This window comes from Enterobacter sp. HG048 (assembly GCF_024702055.1).
GTDB classification, from domain to species: Bacteria; Pseudomonadota; Gammaproteobacteria; order Enterobacterales; family Enterobacteriaceae; genus Enterobacter; species Enterobacter dykesii.
This window is the reverse complement of sequence record NZ_JANLIZ010000002.1, coordinates 251,118-270,546: the sequence shown is the minus strand read 5'-3', so window position 1 is coordinate 270,546 and position 19,429 is coordinate 251,118. Positions and strand designations below refer to the sequence as shown.

Annotated in this window: 18 protein-coding genes and 3 pseudogenes; 3 read left to right on the top strand and 18 right to left on the bottom strand. The window is 51.9% G+C overall.

From position 1 onward, the window contains the following. Positions 1-95: 95 nt before the first annotated feature. Positions 96-1,775: a C4-dicarboxylic acid transporter DauA gene (gene dauA / locus NUX24_RS04600; RefSeq protein ID WP_257830114.1), complete on the top strand. Its 1,680-nt coding sequence runs from the start codon at positions 96-98 to the stop codon at positions 1,773-1,775. On the opposite strand, the gene NUX24_RS04595 is transcribed toward dauA, so the two are convergent. Both NUX24_RS04595 and ychH read right to left on the bottom strand, forming a co-directional pair. Then, positions 1,761-2,819: a MerR family transcriptional regulator gene (locus NUX24_RS04595; protein ID WP_257830113.1), complete on the bottom strand. Its 1,059-nt coding sequence runs from the start codon at positions 2,817-2,819 to the stop codon at positions 1,761-1,763. The genes dauA and NUX24_RS04595 overlap by 15 nt on opposite strands. 120 nt (positions 2,820-2,939) lie before the next feature. Next, complete coding sequence (gene ychH, locus NUX24_RS04590; protein ID WP_023312132.1) at positions 2,940-3,215, bottom strand: stress-induced protein YchH; 276 nt, start codon at positions 3,213-3,215, stop codon at positions 2,940-2,942. Positions 3,216-3,489: 274 nt separating this feature from the next. Between ychH and pth the strand changes: the two genes are divergently transcribed. Further along, positions 3,490-4,074 (top strand): aminoacyl-tRNA hydrolase, encoded by a 585-nt coding sequence (gene pth / locus NUX24_RS04585; protein ID WP_023336005.1) that lies wholly within the window; start codon positions 3,490-3,492, stop codon positions 4,072-4,074. 126 nt (positions 4,075-4,200) lie between these two features. Next, positions 4,201-5,295: a redox-regulated ATPase YchF gene (ychF, locus tag NUX24_RS04580; protein WP_010432886.1), complete on the top strand. Its 1,095-nt coding sequence runs from the start codon at positions 4,201-4,203 to the stop codon at positions 5,293-5,295. A 59-nt stretch (positions 5,296-5,354) separates the two neighbouring features. Here ychF and NUX24_RS04575 read toward each other — a convergent pair. From NUX24_RS04575 to NUX24_RS04510, 16 genes and pseudogenes are all read right to left on the bottom strand, one after another. Beyond that, a pseudogene (locus NUX24_RS04575) lies at positions 5,355-5,642 on the bottom strand (YciI family protein); the annotation flags it as partial. Between the two features lie 99 nt (positions 5,643-5,741). Beyond that, a complete protein-coding gene (locus tag NUX24_RS04570) occupies positions 5,742-6,107 on the bottom strand; it encodes a hypothetical protein (RefSeq protein WP_257830112.1) in 366 nt (121 codons plus the stop codon). Between the two features lie 16 nt (positions 6,108-6,123). Further along, on the bottom strand, positions 6,124-6,504 hold the full coding sequence (locus NUX24_RS04565) for a hypothetical protein (RefSeq protein ID WP_257830111.1): 381 nt from the start codon (positions 6,502-6,504) through the stop codon (positions 6,124-6,126). Positions 6,505-6,588: 84 nt separating this feature from the next. Continuing rightward, positions 6,589-7,065, bottom strand: a complete 477-nt coding sequence (locus tag NUX24_RS04560) for a hypothetical protein (protein WP_257830110.1) — start codon at positions 7,063-7,065, stop codon at positions 6,589-6,591. A 26-nt stretch (positions 7,066-7,091) separates the two neighbouring features. Beyond that, on the bottom strand, positions 7,092-7,574 hold the full coding sequence (locus NUX24_RS04555; protein ID WP_257830109.1) for a hypothetical protein: 483 nt from the start codon (positions 7,572-7,574) through the stop codon (positions 7,092-7,094). 466 nt (positions 7,575-8,040) lie between these two features. Continuing rightward, a pseudogene (locus tag NUX24_RS21895) lies at positions 8,041-8,256 on the bottom strand (RHS protein); the annotation flags it as partial. A gap of 855 nt (positions 8,257-9,111) precedes the next feature. Beyond that, positions 9,112-9,540, bottom strand: a complete 429-nt coding sequence (locus tag NUX24_RS04550; RefSeq protein WP_257830108.1) for a hypothetical protein — start codon at positions 9,538-9,540, stop codon at positions 9,112-9,114. 60 nt (positions 9,541-9,600) lie between these two features. Next, positions 9,601-9,669: pseudogene (locus NUX24_RS21890) on the bottom strand (type IV secretion protein Rhs); the annotation flags it as partial. A 367-nt stretch (positions 9,670-10,036) separates the two neighbouring features. Next, a complete protein-coding gene (locus NUX24_RS04545) occupies positions 10,037-10,357 on the bottom strand; it encodes a hypothetical protein (RefSeq protein ID WP_257830177.1) in 321 nt (106 codons plus the stop codon). A 5-nt stretch (positions 10,358-10,362) separates the two neighbouring features. Continuing rightward, a complete protein-coding gene (locus NUX24_RS04540) occupies positions 10,363-14,763 on the bottom strand; it encodes an RHS repeat-associated core domain-containing protein (RefSeq protein ID WP_257830107.1) in 4,401 nt (1,466 codons plus the stop codon). A 3-nt stretch (positions 14,764-14,766) separates the two neighbouring features. Further along, complete coding sequence (locus NUX24_RS04535; RefSeq protein WP_257830106.1) at positions 14,767-15,207, bottom strand: DUF1795 domain-containing protein; 441 nt, start codon at positions 15,205-15,207, stop codon at positions 14,767-14,769. A 75-nt stretch (positions 15,208-15,282) separates the two neighbouring features. Continuing rightward, positions 15,283-15,660: a hypothetical protein gene (locus tag NUX24_RS04530; RefSeq protein WP_257830105.1), complete on the bottom strand. Its 378-nt coding sequence runs from the start codon at positions 15,658-15,660 to the stop codon at positions 15,283-15,285. Between the two features lie 125 nt (positions 15,661-15,785). After that, positions 15,786-16,226 carry a hypothetical protein gene (locus NUX24_RS04525; RefSeq protein WP_257830104.1) on the bottom strand — a complete coding sequence of 147 codons (441 nt, stop codon included), beginning with the start codon at positions 16,224-16,226 and terminating at the stop codon, positions 15,786-15,788. 135 nt (positions 16,227-16,361) lie between these two features. Next, complete coding sequence (locus NUX24_RS04520; protein ID WP_257830103.1) at positions 16,362-16,916, bottom strand: hypothetical protein; 555 nt, start codon at positions 16,914-16,916, stop codon at positions 16,362-16,364. 76 nt (positions 16,917-16,992) lie between these two features. Further along, entirely contained in the window at positions 16,993-17,487 is a 495-nt protein-coding gene (locus tag NUX24_RS04515) for a hypothetical protein (protein WP_257830102.1), read from the bottom strand. Next, the gene (locus tag NUX24_RS04510; protein ID WP_257830101.1) at positions 17,480-19,402 is read right to left on the bottom strand and encodes a type VI secretion system Vgr family protein; all 1,923 of its coding nucleotides are present in this window, start codon (positions 19,400-19,402) and stop codon (positions 17,480-17,482) included. Before NUX24_RS04510 ends, NUX24_RS04515 begins: the two co-directional genes overlap by 8 nt. Positions 19,403-19,429 lie beyond the last annotated feature (27 nt).

Genomic DNA, 19,429 nt, shown 5'->3' with positions numbered 1-19,429 from the left:
GGGTTTTTTTGTCTCCGGGTTTTATTTGTATGATTAATGCCTCCTTCACCTGCCATTCATATGACAGATGATGCGCATACGGATGATAGATAATTGTGAAAAACGTAGCCTCCTCACATGTTCTGCCCTTTCGCGCCCTCATCGACGCCTGCTGGAAAGAGAAGTACACCTCGTCACGCTTTGTCCGTGACCTGATTGCCGGGATCACCGTCGGCATTATCGCTATCCCGCTGGCGATGGCGCTGGCGATTGGCAGCGGCGTTGCGCCGCAGTACGGTCTGTACACCTCGGCCATTGCCGGGATAGTCATTGCCCTGACGGGCGGTTCGCGCTTCAGCGTCTCCGGCCCGACCGCCGCCTTCGTGGTGATCCTCTACCCGGTTTCGCAGCAGTTTGGTCTGGCAGGCCTGCTGGTCGCCACCCTGATGTCCGGCGTCTTTTTGATTTTGTTTGGTCTGGCCCGCTTTGGTCGCCTGATTGAATATATTCCCCTTTCCGTGACGCTGGGGTTCACCTCGGGGATTGGTATCACCATCGGAACCATGCAGATCAAGGATTTCCTCGGCCTGCAAATGGCTCACGTTCCTGAACACTATCTGCAAAAAGTGGGGGCGCTGTTTATGGCGCTGCCGACGACCAATCTGGGCGATGCCGCCATCGGGATTGTGACGCTGGGCACGCTGATCGTCTGGCCTCGCCTCGGTATTCGTCTACCGGGCCATCTGCCCGCGCTGCTGCTGGGCTGCGCGGTAATGGCTATCGTTAATATGTTCGGTGGTCACGTCGCGACTATCGGCTCGCAGTTCCACTATGTTCTGGCGGACGGCTCACAGGGTAGCGGCATTCCGCAACTGCTACCGCAGCTGGTGCTGCCGTGGGACATGCCCGGCTCCAGCTTCACCCTAAGCTGGGATTCCCTGCGCGCCCTGCTTCCCGCCGCGTTCTCTATGGCAATGCTGGGGGCGATTGAATCCCTGCTCTGCGCCGTTGTTCTGGACGGCATGACCGGCACCAAGCACAAAGCCAACAGCGAACTGGTCGGTCAGGGATTGGGCAACCTCGTCGCGCCGTTCTTCGGCGGTATTACCGCAACGGCAGCCATCGCCCGCTCTGCGGCCAACGTGCGCGCGGGGGCAACGTCACCCGTTTCGGCGGTTATCCATTCCGTGCTGGTGATCCTTGCCCTGCTAATCCTCGCCCCGCTGCTCTCCTGGCTACCGCTTTCCGCCATGGCCGCCCTGCTGCTGATGGTGGCCTGGAACATGAGCGAGGCGCACAAGGTGGTGAACCTGCTGCGTCGCGCGCCGAAAGACGACATCATCGTGATGCTGATCTGCATGTCGCTGACCGTGCTGTTCGATATGGTTATCGCCATCAGCGTCGGGATCGTGCTGGCTTCCCTGCTGTTTATGCGCCGCATCGCGCAGATGACGCGCCTTTCCCCGGTTAACGTCGAGGTGCCTGACGATGTGCTGGTGCTGCGCGTGATTGGCCCGCTGTTCTTCGCCGCGGCGGAAGGTCTGTTCAGCGATCTGGAGTCCCGCATCGCGGGCAAACGGGTTGTGGTGCTGAAATGGGATGCCGTACCGGTGCTGGATGCCGGCGGCCTGGATGCCTTCCAGCGCTTTGTGAAACGTCTGCCGGAAGGCTGCGAGCTTCGGGTGAGTAACCTGGAATTCCAGCCTCTGCGCACCATGGCGCGCGCGGGCGTGCAGCCGATCCCTGGCCGACTCTCCTTCTACCCTAACCGTGAAGCCGCGTTAGCGGATCTGTGAGTGACCTGATGCAGAGAAACGTCTCTGCATCATCACCCCGATCGCCTGCTGGAGCCATGCAAGCACGGCAGGCGTCATCCAGGTTCCTTTCATCAGGTGCGGTTCCTGCTGCATGGCAGCGCGAAACTTTTGCTGAGTTTCCGGGTTCTTGCCCGCGTAAGACTGGAACAATGCCAGCCAGTTTTCAGCCAGCTTTTGCGCCTCCTCCGAGGCGGGATCGGTATTTTCCCGCTGAGCCTGATGCAGTTTCGCCACCAGCGGCGGCCACTCCATCATACGGTCAAAGTAGTGTGCACGGGTAAAGGCTATCTCTTCGGCAGTGAGATACTTCTCCCATATGCAGAGCTTAGACTCCGCAAACGCGCGCGTGATGTAATCCGTCATCTCCGGCGTGATGCCGGTCTGCGCCTGCATCTGCGGTTCAACGCTGTGCATCTCGTTCAGCCGGGTGAGAAACTCCGGCTTGCCCGCCGTGTCTTGCTCCAGGCGTTCCATCCAGCGCGTCGCCAGATCCATCGCCCGCACGTCCGTAGCGGGTATGCGCTGCTCCAGTAGCGTGTTGGCCTCTGCAACCAGCCCTGACCAGATAGCCGCCAGCGCATCCTTCTGCACCGCAAACGGCAACTGCTGTAACTCTTCTTTGCTAAACCAGCGATCGTACATATTCATTAACTCCAGAGTCTGTAGCCAGGATTCCAGATCCGGCGTCGCATCGTCGAGAAGCCCGGTTCGCAGCTCCACCAGCCGGTCGCGCAGCGTATGTATGCTGCGCAGCTGTTTATCCAGCAGCGTGATTTGCGCATCGAGTAGCTCGGTTAACGACAGCGACTCCTGTTCCAGGAAATCCCTGATTTCAGCAAGTTCCAGCCCTGCTTTTGCCAGCGCCTGGATCATATGCAGACGCTGGACATCCGCCAGGTTGTATAGCCGGTAACCTGCCGCGCTTCTGGCAGAAGGCAGCAACAACCCTGTTTGCTCATAGTGGTGCAATGTCCGCACGGTGATCCCGGCGCGTTTCGCCAGCTCACCCACCTGAATCAACATAACTGCTCCTTTTTCTTTGCCAGTGGCGCCACTCTGGAGCCTTACGTTACGTGAGGGTCAACCCTTGATGCAAAAAAAAACGACTCCCTCGGGAGCCGTTTCGGCGTTCTTTATCAGGCACTAGCTGTGCTTATGCTGATCGCGACGACAGCGTTTGTCGTAGTGGCGCACCCACCAGTATTTATCGCAGACCTCCTCATGTCCGCTCACGCGCGCCCCGGCGAGCCACAATACCGCACCAACGAAGATGCTCAATATCGCGCCATGCGCGAAGTATTGCGGGAGGTCAATCTGAGGTAACTGGTTTAAAATGGAATAACCTACGCCGGCTACCATCACGAACAGCCCCAACCCCATCAGCACGTTACCGAGTAACGAAGCGTTTTTGCGTTTCATGTGTCACCTCCGGAACTTTGGGTTGTCAGGGGAAAAGCCCCTAATCCTTGTGTGTAAAGTATAGACAACGCCCCTTTTATGAGTTGCGTGAATGATCACAATTACAGATAAGTCCCAAACAAAAGTTTACAAATAAGACTTTGAACAGCTTGAAATTCTAATTGTTCAAATAAGTAATTATTCGTATTTCGCTGCGACGATCGCAGAATTTTGTCAAGCGGCGCGCCAGACAGTAAACTACGCGCCAGATCTGGAACCCATTAGGAATTGAATCGTGACGATTAAACTGATTGTCGGCCTCGCCAACCCGGGCGCAGAATATGCGGCCACCCGCCACAACGCCGGGGCATGGTACGTCGATCTGCTGGCCGAGCGGTTACGTGCTCCCCTGCGTGAAGAACCTAAATTCTTCGGGTATACCTCACGTATTAACCTTGCTGGCGCGGATGTTCGTTTACTGGTGCCCACCACCTTTATGAACCTGAGCGGTAAAGCGGTGGCGGCAATGGCAACGTTTTATCGCATCAATCCGGATGAAATTCTGGTCGCCCACGATGAGCTGGATCTCCCGCCCGGCGTGGCAAAATTCAAGCTGGGCGGCGGGCACGGCGGCCACAACGGTCTTAAAGACATCATCAGCAAGCTGGGCAATAACCCGAATTTCCACCGTTTGCGCGTTGGAATAGGCCATCCGGGCGATAAAAACAAAGTTGTCGGTTTCGTACTCGGTAAGCCCCCGGTTTCTGAGCAGAAACTAATTGACGAGGCGGTAGACGAAGCGGCGCGCTGCACCGAAATCTGGCTGAAAGATGGGTTAACCAAAGCGACAAACCGCTTACACGCTTTCAAAGCGCAATAATCCGCCCGATCCGGCTTTTTTACCGCGCGTCATGCGGGTTACGTGTATAATAGGCGTAGTTATTTACTTTTCATCAGTCGGTTATCGTTAACGGATTGATTATCAAGATATTAAGGTGATTTAGAAATGGGATTCAAATGCGGTATCGTCGGTCTGCCAAACGTGGGCAAATCCACCCTGTTTAACGCGCTTACCAAAGCGGGTATCGAAGCGGCGAACTTCCCGTTCTGTACCATCGAACCTAACACCGGCGTTGTGCCAATGCCTGACCCGCGTCTGGACCAGCTCGCGGAAATCGTGAAGCCGCAGCGCATTCTGCCAACCACCATGGAATTCGTGGACATCGCGGGCCTGGTAAAAGGCGCATCCAAAGGTGAAGGCCTGGGTAACCAGTTCCTGACCAACATCCGTGAAACCGAAGCGATCGGCCACGTTGTGCGCTGCTTCGAGAACGACAACATCATCCACGTAAACAACAAAGTGGATCCGGCTGACGACATCGACGTTATCAACACCGAGCTGGCGCTCTCTGACCTCGACACCTGCGAACGCGCTATTCACCGCGTGCAGAAGAAAGCCAAAGGCGGCGACAAGGACGCGAAAGCGGAACTGGCTGCGCTGGAAAAATGTCTGCCACAGCTGGAAAACGCGGGCATGCTGCGCGCGCTGAAAAACCTGACTGAAGAAGACAAGGCGGCGATCAAATACCTGAGCTTCCTGACCCTGAAGCCAACCATGTACATCGCCAATGTTAACGAAGACGGTTTCGAGAACAACCCGTACCTGGACAAAGTGCGTGAAATCGCGGCGGCTGAAGGTTCTGTGGTTGTGGCGGTTTGCGCTGCCGTTGAATCCGATATTGCCGAGCTGGACGACGCTGACCGTGAAGAGTTCATGGCCGAGCTGGGTCTGGAAGAGCCGGGCCTGAACCGCGTAATTCGCGCAGGCTATGAGCTGCTGAACCTGCAGACCTACTTCACCGCTGGCGTGAAGGAAGTGCGTGCATGGACGATTCCTGTAGGTGCGACTGCACCTCAGGCGGCCGGTAAGATCCACACCGACTTCGAGAAAGGCTTTATTCGTGCGCAGACTATCGCGTTTGAAGACTTCATAACCTACAAGGGTGAGCAAGGCGCGAAAGAAGCAGGCAAGATGCGTGCGGAAGGGAAAGATTACATCGTTAAAGATGGCGATGTGATGAACTTCCTGTTTAACGTTTGATTTGTTTTGAATGAAAAAAATCCACGCTTTGGCGTGGATTTTTTTATTGCGGGGTAAAACACATTTTCCAGGAGTTCTGTTTTCATGCTGGGTTCAAAAGGAATGATCTCAATTGTCGCAAGCTTTAACTTCTGAAAAGGATCCTCGCGTAAGCGCTCTTCAAGAGAGGCAAGACTCTCGCACTTAGCGAAAATGATACCGCCGTTTCTTGGGATCCGTCTACCTGATGCCAGAAATACCCCCTCTGCTTACCCTTTTTTAAGCCACTCAGCATGAGCAGGTATCGCTGCGTCAATCTCTTCGAGTGGTTTGATATAGGTTAAAATGACAATGTAAACCGTGCTCATCCTTTGCCTCTTAGCTCTGTTTTAAACCGCTTGTTGGAACTGCTTATGCAGTCCTCTTTTGCCACCGGTTATTGTTATCATTTTTTGGCGCTTTTGATCTTAATACGCAGGGCCCGATAGAGACAACGCGTTACGCTTCATATCCCAGGAATAAAACCAATCATGCCAGCCGTTTTGCTTTTTCGCATAGCTACAGACCACAACCACTTCCTTTGACAGGTTGAAAGTTAAGTAATAGAAAGCTGCGCCTTCAGGAGGTGCAGTCCAAAATAGTTTTTCACCCTGCGCATTGAAGATGGTCAAAACGGTTGGTAGTGGCTTTGACTCGCTTAACGCAAAGACTAACTGGCGTGTCGAGTCGACCATTGCATAGTCTAAAAATGTCATACTAACCAGTATGTTACTTTCACCACATGCCCATTGAAGCAGGTCATTTTCTTTAATGCAAATGAGATTTTCAATCATTGGTAAATCTCAACTTTTAAAGTTTGAACTGTTTCAAATCACCGTCAAAAAGCCCCACAAGATATACCCGGTATCGGGCTGGCTGCACTTCTTTATACGTTAATACAGTAGAAAACTCTTTTAAACACTTTGAACATGTGTTTTTCAAAACATATAATTGGCTTTCATCATAGCTAAATTCATTATGATCACTAACAAGTTTCACACCTCTCATTTTCTTAACCAAAAAGCATTTTACCTCTTCAGTGAGCGTGTCAAACTCATATGAGTTTACGATGGAATAAACTATTACACCCTCGCATTCAGGGCATGTTATTTTTGCGCCAGAATCTATAAAGTCATTATCAATGCCATCCAGCACTAATATCTTCCTCTTCAGTCGATTAGTTAATTTCATTTTTATTGAGCCTTTAAGTTATTAATAGAAAAAGTAAGGCGAGAAGAAAACGAGGGATTTTATTAATTAATAACATTATTTATGTTAAACATTCCATTCGATATAAATACCACAATCGAAGCTTTTTTCATTAGACTGTACAACAATACTTCCCCATTCATGCGCCCATTGAAATCCATATGGGGGATTGGTAATTTTAAGCTTAGGCTTTGAGATTATTTCACTCTCAACCCATGCTGTCAAACGCTGCTGCTCATCCGATAAATTACTCAGGCTTGCCCTTTTATCCCAATCATTTAGCGTTTTATAAAAACTTCCATCCTTACTAGTAAGGAATAATGATGGGGTAAAAGAAAATGCTGAAGGCCTTAGTTCCAAAATGAAAATTTGATCTTTCCATTTAATATTATCGATAGCGAAATAAAAAGAACCTATTTTAGTCAATGGTGAGAAAAACTTGTAAAATGCGGAATTTTTAAAAGTATCAACATCTTTTAATTCGATTGGGTAGTTGTTAATTGCTACAAATCCAGTACGAACATCAAGTTTCATTTCTAACATATCTAAACAACCTTGCCTGGAAGTGACTACGTTATATTCCAAACTATATATATCCCATGATTAAATGACTTTGTCTCATATGAGACTGAAACCCGCCCCCACTCAAAGTTCCACCTAATGATGTCTTTTTCCGTGGTATCAGGCGTGTCCAGGTTTAGTGATTCTTTCAGCCAATCAGACAGGCTTTTCACTGATTCATTTAGCATGTGAATATTAGTTCGAGCGTTCCAATCATTTAATGCGTTATAGTATTGACTGTTTTTATCAACAAGATGAAGCATAAAAGGAAAACCATAGCACACTGGGCGTATATTAACTTGAAATCTTTTGTCGAAAAACGCTACTGAGTCAACAAGGTAGTGATTTGGCATGGTTTTCTTTACAGCTTTGTGTTTTGCTAATTCGCGGTATAAATCACACTTACAAAAGCCTTCTTCAGTATCAATTTCCAAAGATAGATCATCAAGATTTAGTTCACCTGTAATCGGTTTAAATTTTAATTCAATCATGTTGCCCTGCTTTACTTTTGATTGTGTGACAAGATCTTAATGATATAATCGACTCAACATGATAACATCCATATGAGGAGAATTTTCCGTGTGCAAATTACATTTATTATAATAATTTACAATGACATCCGCACAACAATAAAGTCTTATTGCCAATGGTACAGTAAGTCAATCCACATTTCTTTTTCCCCAGCTATAACTTTTATGCCATCTCTATTTTGTTTTACATACTGCATGTACGTTTCATAAATAGCTCTTATTATCACCGTTTTTTCAGAGCGAGATCCTTCAATCAAAGTCATGAGTTTTTCTAAATAAATTGATGAATCCACTCTTTCGTTGAAAAAAAACTGAGATAATCGAGTACTTCATTATATGAATCGTAATTCATGATAGGCATTCCTGACTTCATACACTGATTTGTTTGGCACATTCAATTCTGGGGATATCCTGATAGCTGCGTCTAGCTTTCCAGCAGCAGCTTACCTCAGGCTCTGTTCATCCCTCCCAGCGCATCTCCCTTCGATATACACTATCAGCTCGGGCGTGCCGTTGGGCTGGCAGTGGAACCAGAAGATCTCTGGGGCATTAACGTCGTCAGTCTGTGCCAGCGGGCCATCACTGTCTGGTCGCAGTATACTTAGGTAATCGGCACGTCCCCGTGCACCTCCTGCAGCAGGCGGTTATGGGTAATTTTCTCAATCGCCCCTTCGAACGGATTATCATCAGCGGCGAACAGGTTTTGAGTAAAGTTAAAAGAAGGAAATCAGCGTAATGCGTGATATATAAAATAAAATCGGTAATTAATATATTTCTAATATCCCTCATAGAAGAGGGTAAGGATTGGGACGAGTCAAGAGTCATTTACCCTTCCCCATGCATCAACCTGTTCACCCTCCATAAAAAACAAACATATTAAACAACCTGGAAAAAATTAATTCCCCGCATAACTATTTGTTAGCAAATATAAAAGTAAATATCACGTATCAAATCTCCATCCGCTTCATCAACGGTTCTTATTTTGACTTTATTAAAATCAGCTAAAATACCTTTCACTGGCACATCAGGCTTTGATAAGTCATCATGAAATGCTTCCTGTTGACTTTCCTGAACATATTTTTATTAAAAAAACAAGATTTTTCGTAACTCTTCTTCTGTCATCGCTTTTACTACGGAATTATACTAACACATAAAAAATATTATCTCCTGATACCGATGGTAGTAGTATAACCTTAGTAAAATAATACGTAATATTAAATAAAAACCATCTTGCCATTTATTTATTTAATATTTTATTGCCATACATTGAACAACTGCTTCCATATTTCCTGTTCCTCATGAGTAGGGATTCTATAATCTTGAGTTTTTCGCCTATATTTCATAAAAAATGAGTCTATAGCTCGAATAGCCACCATTTTATCTTTACGACAATCATCTAAAATAGATTGCATATCCTGCAGGCAATTATAATCAAGAATATATTTTTGAAAAAATAGCTCCAGGAAATCTAACACTTCATTATAAGATTGTAAATTTATCATGGTTCCTTTGGCAGAATATCAATCTTGTCGAAATTAATAACTCTATTTTCAGCATGCAGCTGTTGAAGATTACCTTGGCCGTATTCAGGGTATGCCTTAGTAAACGGTTCAAGTGGTGCTCCAGGTCTATCACCGAACATTCTCGGGGTTCGCACTTGCGGAACACCATTTTCATATAATTGAAGCGTATCAAACTCAGCTCTAAGACGTCCATCACTCAATGATTTATCCAAAGGATCAAGTGGATTCAATTTATCTGCTCCTTTGATCTGGAATGCATCTCTTACTATGCGACCGGAGTCTAATTTATCAAAACCAAAATAAGTGACTGGGGCGGATTTGGATTCAAATGTTTTAGGCACCCATGCGTTAATCGAACCGTCATCCTCAAGATACCTCATATAGCGATAGGCTGTAGATGGCATTGTAGCGCTTGGCCCCGCTGGACCAACATAGAAATCAGGTTTCGTTTTACCGCTACACTCACGGCTCAACCCCCAATGATCCACCCACCCCAACGCATTCGGCGCATACTGGTAAAGGTTTATCCCCCCGCCTCGGATCCTGATGCTGGCGTAAACGCTCTACCGGTCAGCGAAGACTCCCACATTTATCAATAATGCCCCTCTGCGTAAGCCATTTTAGGCATTGTAGTTGTTATATTTTTTATTGTTAAAAGTGAATTCGGTACGCAGGTTCTCATCGAGACAACACGTTATGATCCATATCATAGAAATAAAACCAATCATACTAGCCAGTTTGTTAAACTGTGAAACCACATACAACAACTACTTCCTTTGACTAGTTGGATTTTAAGTAAAAAAGCGCCTTCAGCCGGTGAAACAAAAATAACTTTGGCTCTGTACTTAGAAGACCATAAAATGGTTGATAAGTGACCTCCAACGTTTATTTTACGATAAATTATCTTTCCTCTATATGGTATGTATCTTTATCAGTCCAATATATAACCTTATATTTACCAAAGTTGATGTTTTGCTCTTTGTAATACTCCATTACTTCGGATGGATACCAACCATATCCAAATAAAAAAAGAGCTCCTTCGTCAACTAACAGTCTTATTATCCTTTGCTTATCCTGGTCGTCAATTACAGGCAAAACCATAAACTCATCTTTTAATGAAAAACCTATCGCCTGCATTTTCCTAATTAACTCCCGTCCCAGGGCACGTATTTTTACACTAGCCCCAGCCACATCAATAACAATAATCGAATTATCTGGCATCTTATTCAATTTATACTCACCCTTATGGCTACTGGAGTTGATGTTGGTACGGAATTTATCACCATTTCTGGAGCCCCGCCAGGTAAATGTTGGCCCGGACCTAAGAAATAATCATTACCACTTAATGGGCTCCGCGGCTGCATATTAGAGATACCGCCAATTTTTCTTATATTAAATCCTTCATTTAAAGACCCCGGATATAAACCCATGTCTTTTTCAATTTTTGAAGCAAGAGATTTAGATATAGTTACATCTCCGTCTTCAATACCATTAAAATATTTCAAGGCCCCTTTTTTGTCTGTAATAAATGTACCATCTCGACCGATTGCAGGATATTGGTCCCAACTTTTTGGAATAATATTATATCCTACATCATCTTTTAGCATTTTAGCTTGGCGCGCTCTTGCTCTTTCAGCTTTACATAATCCAAGCGGGTCAATATATTTGAGAGGGTTTGGCGCATACTGGTAAAGGTTTATCCCCCCCGCCAGCCCTATCGGGTCCTGCTGCGTAAACCGTCCGCAGTCCGGATCATAATACCGGAACAGATTGTAGTGCAGCCCTGTCTCACGGTCCAGGTATTGCCCCTGCACGCGCAGGTTCTGAGAATATCCTGATAACTGCGTCTCGCTTTCCCGCAGCAGCTTGCCCCAGGCGCTGTTGAACCCTTCCCAGCGCACCTGCCCTTCGATATCCGTCATCCGCTCCGGCGTGCCGTTGGGCTGGCAGTGGAACCAGAATATCTCCGGAGCATCAACGCCATCAATACGTGCCAGCGGATCGTAGCTGTCCTGATCGCTGTAGACGTAGGTCAGCGGCACATCCCCGTGCACCTCCTGCAGCAGACGGAACCCTTCCCAGACAAACTGGGTGGTGACCGGCTTACCGGTTGGCTGTCCGCCCAGCATCTGGCGTCGCGTTTTGCTGATGCGTCGCCCGAGCGGATCGTAGCGGAAGCTGACCTGCGTCTGCGGTTTATTGCGGTCCCGCGGCTGGCTGATGTCCTCCGTCAGGCGATGTTCGCCGTCGTAGCGGTAGTGCCAGCGGGTCTGGCCGTTATCTTTCTCCACGGTGCGGCCGTGGATGTCATAGCGCCAGCGAATGCCGTTCAGCTGCGTCAGGCGGTTGTGCGTGACCTTCTCAGCAGATCCTTCGAGAGGGTTACCTGCAGCATCCCAGCGCCACTGCTCCTGGCCAGGCAGCGTGCCGTCCTGAACGAGCAGGCGCCCCGCGCTGTCGTACTGCCAGCGGTACCAGCTGAACGGGTTATCGTCCCGCTCTTCCCGCACCAGGTTATTGCGATAGTCGTAATCCCAGCGGCGGGACCAGCGGCGCGGCGACGGGCGCTGGGCGTTGCCGGTAAAGACGTCCCGGCGATGCAGTCGGCCAAGACGATCGTATTCGCTGCGGGTGGTCAGCAGCCCCTGAGTGCGGCTGGTCTCGCGGTGGAGTTCGTCGCGGGTAAAATCGGAGACCGACAGCTTATCCAGAGCAATGCTGAGCAGATGCCCGCTGCCGTAGTAAAACTGCTTCAGCTCGCGGCCGTCGGGCAGCGTAATAGAGGTCCGGTTGCCCAGCGCGTCATACTCCCACGCCAGCTCGCCGTGCTCGCCCGCTTCGCGCGTGACGCGACCGAGCGCGTCATACTCAAAGGCGAGCTCCTGCTCTGCTTCGGTGGTCCACGCGTCGGCTGCAAGCGCAGGATGCAGCCCAATCCGGCTTAACAGCCCGGACGGCGTGTAGTGATAGCGGGTCTGCCCCTCCGGCGTGGTGCGGGCGACCAGCTGGCCGCTCGCGCTCCAGGCGAAGGCGTGGGTGATGGCCTCCGGATGACCGGCGGCGAACGTGCGCGCTATCGTGCGCCCGCAGGCGTCGTAGCGATACTGCGAGGCTAAGCCATCGAGCCCCACCTCTTCCAGCAGCAGCGAGTCCGCGCCCCAGCGGAACTGATATGCTTCGCCGTTTTCGTTTTCCAGGGCAATCAGACGCCCGCGGCTGTCCCAGCGGCGGCGTACCTCTTCACCCTGCGTATTACGGGTGGCGGTTAAGCGCCCTGCCTCATCGTATCTGAACTCACTCTCTTTACCGTCGGCGCCCGCATGCTTCACCGGCAGGCCACGTTCGTTCCATTTGAGCGATTCCGTCCAGCCTTCCGGGCGATCGAGCTGCACCGGACGCCCTGCAGCGTCGTAGCGATATCGCGTCTCTTCCCCGTCGGCGCCAGTCTCGGCCACCAGCCAGCCCAGCGGATGGTAGCGGTAGCGGGTAATACGCCCGGAACAGTCCGTCGAACGAACGATCTGCCCGGCCTCGTTGTACTCCTGGTAGCGGCTGTTTCCGGCGGCATCGACCTCTTCAACGACCTGGCCGAACGCGTCCCGGCGCAGATGCGTGGTCTGCCCCATCGGATCCACCACGCGCTTCAGCCCGTGATGTTCGTCGTACCAGAACCGGGTGGCGCTGCCGTCGGCTTCGATAATGGCCGCAGGAAGCGCGCGGTGCTCCAGCCAGGCGGTGGTGCGGGTATTGCCGTCGGCGTCGATCTCCTGCACCCGGTTGCCCATTTCGTCGTAGACGAAGGTAACGGCATTGCCGAGCGGATCGATGCGGCGCGTCAGAAGCTCGTTCTCGTCCCACTCGTAGCGCCAGTTTTCACCGCGCTCGTCAACGTAGCGGACAATCAGATTTTGCGCGTTCCAGTAGTGGCGGCGCGTTTGACCGTCGTAGTGCTCAACGGTCGTCAGCCCGGCGGCTAAATCGTAGCTAAAGCGGCAGCCGTCACCGGTGCTGGTGCGGTTTTCCACCACGCGCCAGTGGTCGAATTTTTTCCAGCGGTATTCGCTCTCCAGACCGCCCGGCATCCGGTGCCAGACCATCAGCCCGTGCTCGTTATAGCGGTATTCACGCGTCACCACGCCGGAGGCATCCGTCGCGCTCGCCAGCTGGCCGCGCGCGTCGTAGCCCCACTTCATCAGCGGCCAGGTTTGGCTGCCGTCGAAATGGCTGGCAGCGGTCACGCGCTGCGGGAAACGTTCGTCGTCATAGCGCAGGGTGACGTCGATTGCCCGCGGCTCGTCGTGAAGACCGACCAGTCTGCCGTGCTCGTCCCACTCCGTCAGCAGCGCGTTACCGTATTCGTCGCTGAGAGAGGCCAGACGCAGGATGGATGGATTCGCCCGGGTCGGTTTATACAAACGCCACACCGCGCCGTCATCGTCGGCAATCGCCACGTCGCCGTTCTCATTACGGCGGATAATGATGCCTTCGCTGATGCTGTAAAACGCGCGGTCGACCGGCGGTAGCTCGAAGCTCAGCTCGCGCCCGGTCTCGTCGAACCAGGTGGCGTTGTCTTCTTCCAGAGCCAGATAGCTGTCAAAGGTCGTTGCCCAGCCCAGGCCGAACAGCCCTTCGCGGGTGGTCAGGCTGTTGTAGCTGCGCTGCCAGCGAAGCGGGAAGCGCCCCGGCAGCGAGAAATCGAGCTCGTCGTCGTCATTCAGCACCTTCACGCCGGTGGCGGCGTGAACCGGGTGCGAGGAGCCAAACACGGCATTCACCGCCATATCGGCCAGCATCCCGCCGCCGGCTGCCGCCAGCGCACAGGGCATGTTTTTCAGGATCTTGCCCGGACGCCCGCGGAGCAGGGAGAGCGCAATCATCCCCAGCGCCAGACCCGGCATTTTACCGCTTTTGATATCGCGGACCGTGAGCGTGTCCCCGCCGATGATCACGTTCGGGGAGACGTCGTCGGAAACGGTGCCCTCGCAGGTGGTGCGATCTTTCGCACGCACCGCGGGCTGCCCGTTGATAAAGACGCTTTTAGAGCCTTCCGCCAGATACTGCGGCCCGGAGTGCTTTTCGCACGCCACCTTGTCTTCTTCCAGCGGCGAGGTTCCCGCAGCGGCAGAGGCCACGCTCGGCTGCCACATTTCGCTGCCAAACTGTCCAGCGGCGGAAAGCAGCATGCCCGCGTAATCGGCAAAGCTGCCCGGCGACTGCGGCTCAGGAGACGGCGTATCGGCGGGCGTCAGCGTGCCTGCCGCCCGCGCGGCGGGGATTGCGTTGGTGAGAACGTTACTGGAACCGGTAGTGATTTTACCCGCAGGCGACGGCGGGAAAAGCGCATTGCCTAACCCCTCAGCGGCGTTGCTGATATCGTCGGTGATCCCCGCCACGTTCGCCAGCACGCCACCGATAATCCCGCTTAACAGACAGCTGGATCCAATTGCCGCCACGCCCGCTGCGGCCGCCCCTGCGCCCAGCAATGGCGCCGCTACGGTTGCTGCTGCGCCTACCGCCGCGCCGATCACCGCATAGGCGGCACCTTCCGCCACAATGCTGGTGATGTCAGCAAAAATGCTGGAGTGAATAATCTCGTCGCCCTTTCGGGCCGCGTTGTTATCGCTCATGCCTTACACATTCCGGTGGTCGTTTAGCGTCAGACTCTGCTTAAGCGCGCTCCAGCGCACCTCGTCCTCTTCGGTAAAGGCTCTGAGTGCCGAGAGGGTAAAAATCATCAATACCGGTTTGCACGGCGTCTGCACGGCCAGCTGTTTTTGCCACAGGCGCTGCCCGTTACGGTCAAAGGTGGTCTCAACTTCCAGCCCGTTAATTTTTCCGTCAGGCCCGGCTTTTACGTTCCGGAATTCGCTCTGGGCAATTTCGCCCATCTGCGGACGCAGCACATCCCACTGGCGGTGGAACTCTTGTTCATAGTCGCTGCCATCGGGGATAACGCCGCGACTGACCACCACGGACAGCCCGCTTTCGTCATCGCGAATAATATTCATGCTGTTATCCTGCCAGGCAGCAGGAAAAAGGGAAAACGAACCTTCCTGGAGGGTGTATTTCATAAGTGAACTCGGGATGATTAATATTGTGAGAAACAAAAAGGCCAATCCATGCTGGCCCTTTGGCTGGCTGTTTTATTATTTACGCCATTGACCTGACTGTTCGACTAAAACCTGGCTGCCTTTGCTGACAACCAATTTCGCGGGTGCATAAGCCACGGTATAAACGATCTCGCCATTCTTGTACGTTGAGCCGATTATTTTACCTGCGGAGTCGTGCAATGTTTTTCCCTTTAAGGAGATCGTACTGTTATCACTTTTGCGCACGCCGAGATAAACCATCTGATCACATTCGCTATCGAAATGGCCGCACCTGTTTATCAGCGAAATAGCGAACTTTTCGGTATCCAGTTTTCTGGTTTCAGCGTTATGAACCGAAGCGGCTTTACGTAACGTATAACGCTGCGGAGCATAATAATTTCCATTTTGAGGAGGAGTAGCTAAACGCCATTCCATTTCACTCCCCTTTATTTCCAGAACAGCACGTCCGCCTGTGCCGCCAAACGATGAGTTGAATTCAATATTGGCACGATTGCCATCGATCGTACCGGTAAGATTACGCTCATCATCTTTCGGGCAATCTATGCGGTTTCCTCTCTGGAGATATAGCAATAAGACCCGGTGATACGGTTGCCTGATTCAGCTAACCGCAGGGTTAACGTCGAGTCGCTCCCGAATTCTCCAGCCCACTCCCCGTCAAACGCTAGGCCTGACTGGCTGTTCGTTGCAAAATGCATCGCATTGAATCTGGCGGCCCACTGCTGAATATCGGCATTTATAACCGGGCTATTATCAGAAGACTGGTAATGAATAACGTCCGACTCCGGAACCACCCAGGCCGCAAAGATTTTGCCGTCAGGATTGATGACCAGCGCGGACGCATTCTCCTGGTAGAGATCCTTTAGCCAGCCTTCAACAAACAATCCGCCACCTGTGGTGGTATGCGGTTCACCAAAGACATCAAAGTTATCAATAAAGGTCTGGTAATGATTTCCCAGCAACGCCCTGAGATTATCTGTCACTTCGCTGTCGTTAACGATGCGGCTAACCGTATCGAGCTTATTGTATTACGATAATACAAGCGCCGATGACGTTTCAAAGACGCCTGTCCATAAAGCGGTGAACAATACGGCTGCCAGATATTTCTTGGTCATAAATTATTCTTGAGAATCGTTATTGTAATTCATCGTTATTTTTATAACGTTGCCGCCTTTTATCTCAAAAGAGAGCAGTTTTTTATCCAATTCGTAGGTAATCCACTGCTCCCCCGCATCATTGTCGACCTGACCGGTACCGTATGCGCTGTTCAGTTCCTGTCTCGTTGAACCCACATGGACACCACGCGGCGTTGCGAAGTCTTCAGCAGTCAGTGTAATTTGAGACACGATATAATCATCAACGCTTCTTTCCGCTTTATCCCACCAGAGATTGGAAGTGAATATTTCTACTCCAGCGTTTTGATGCTGAAAGAATTTATATTGGACTCCATCAAAAGGAACCTCACCGGTAAAACTGCCTTCCACCGGCACGTCAATTTTACGGGCAATATCAGACGTCCATCTGTCGCCCAGGGCGACAGGCTGGTCTTTGATCTGTACGGAAAAATCCTGTTTAGTCAGAATGGATGGCTTACCTTGAGCGAAAACCACATTGTTGCCAGGACAGGTAAACATCAGGACCGAACAAAGAAATATTGGCGTATGTTTTTTCACGTTAATCGTCATTTATTGAATGTGTATGGCAATTATCACCCTGAAGAAACCGTCAGGACATGAGGGCATGTATTTCTTAGTCGGCGCTAATGATGACTGAACCCAGACAGTGAGGATTTTTCACGGTGAAACTGAAACTCACATTTTGTCCATTCATATCTTTTCGGGCTGTATAGCTGGTCACTTCGTTCTCCGAATGGCCGCGCGGATAATCAGTTAACCTCAGCTGCGGATAGCGCTTTTTAACGGTATCAAGCGTTATGCATTGACCTGAGGATGAAAAATTCAGTAAAGGCGCCATGCCATCGTTATCATTGCTTAAACGTAACCCAATTGCGGTTATGTTCGTTCCATCAGCGAGTTTGATATCGTCGGCATTGTAGAAATTGATATATTCATTTTGCCTGGTCATTTTAAACGATAACGGCGCATTACTAAGGGTTGTAACGGATAACGTCTTAAGCGATGCACTCATCCCGGAAATGAACATCCAAAGATCCTTTTTCTGCGCATCTCCTCCAGCCATTCCCGTCGTTAGTAACGCGATAAGCACCGCACCTGCTTTACTCATCTTTGGCCGTAAATTTCGCCTGCACCGCCGCATCAATATCCCCTTTATGTCCGGAACCCGGCGCCGTGGTGCCCGGTTTTGTACCAGAGGTATTCAGATGCAGCTTACCGCCCGTGGTGATATAACCATCCCCTTCCACGAAGAAGTTAAACTCTTTGCCGATCAGGTTAATCTTGCCGTTAGCATTCAGCTCAATGGCGCTCTCACCAGAGACCAGCCGCAGCTTCGTCCCGGAAGCAATGATGTACTGCTCCACCGCCGCATCCAGCTTGCCTTTACCCGTCAGGATCTCGGTGCCACCCTTCACGGCCTGAGTATGGTTCGCTTCCACGCGATGGAGTTCATTTTTCTTCACGTAATGGCTGCGCGCCCCGCCGACGCTGTGCGTTTCATCGTTTTTAACGCTGGTGTCCATGTTGCGCTCGGCCTGGATCCACACCTGCTCTGCGCCCGCTTTATCCTCAAACCGCAGGGCGTTGGCATTGTCGACGGAACCGTCTTTCGTGCGGCTCATAAAGCCCATCTGCGTCGCCGCGGCCGGCAGCGCCCACGGCGGCATGCTCGCGTCGTTGTACACGCGGCCGGTAATAATCGGACGATCCGGGTCGCCGTTGATAAAGTCCACCACCACCTCATCGCCGACGCGCGGGATCTGCACCCCGCCGTAGCCCTGGCCCGCCCACGCGCTCGACACGCGCACCCAGCAGGAGCTGGTGTCATCGCCCTTCGCCAGGCGGTCCCAGTGGAACTTGACCTTCACGCGACCGTATTTGTCCGTCCAGATACTCTCGCCGTTCGGGCCCACCACCTTCGCGGTCTGCGGGCCGTAGGTGCGCGGCCACGCCGTGGACTGCGCCGGGCGGTAGACCACCGCCGACGGGATGACCGTAAAATCGGTGCGGTGAAGGGTTTCCCCCTCGCCGCTGGCGTAGCGGTTCTCTTCGAAGTGGTAACCCGCCGCCGTCACCAGATACTCCCCGTTGTCGCTGAAGAACGGCGCGTTGGTTAACGTGAAGGTGTGCCCGGGCGCAATCCCTGCCGCCGTCGCGGTGGCCTGAATCTGCTGATGTTCAACCTGCCAGCGCTCCTGACGGATGCGGGCATAGAACTCCCCGTGCCCTTTGTCCACAAAGCGGCCCGGCCAGTCGTACACGTCAATGCTGCCCGGCTTCGGCGACGCCGGGTTCTGCTGGGCCTGGAACAGCCACGCGTTCGGCTTGCGGAAGTCATAGTCGTCGAGGCTGTAAATCCCCGGCGTCACGCTGTCCTCCAGCGCCCACTGGCTGATGCCCTCTTCGTCCGTACTGCCTCCTGACGGCGTCTGGTGGTAAGGAATGACCTCATAGCCGCTGAACGGCTGATGCTGCGTCGCGGCGTCGGTGAGTACCAGGGTGTGCTTGTCCGCCTCGTGGCGGAAGTGATACGCAATCCCCTCCAGCTCCATCAGGCGGCTGATGAAGTCCAGGCTCGACTCCTGATACTGCACGCAGTAGTCCCACACCCGGTAGCTGCCGGTGAGTTTGTCCTCAACGTTAACCTGATGCTCGCCCAGCAGGATTTTGACAATCTGCGGCACCGTCTGCCCCTGGAAGATGCGCAGGTTACGGTCGCGCTTCATCGGCCACAGGTCCGGCTCCACCGTCAGCTGGTACACCGCATAGCGGGTGCCCGTCAGCTCAACGGCGCTGACCGCCACGCGGGTAATCTTGCCGTTAACATAGCGGGACGTCAGCAGGCTCTGCGTCGGGATGGTCACCGTGACCGGCTGGCCCAGCAGCTTGCTGCGGTCGATGCGCGCGTCCGTGCCGAGCACGGTCAGCGTCAGCGCGAACGACTCGGACATCGCCTCGCGGCCCGTCAGTTTCCAGAACAGAAGCCCCTCCACCGGGAGCTGAACGGTAATTCGGTTGAGCATAATCTTTATTCCACTATGGACTAATCT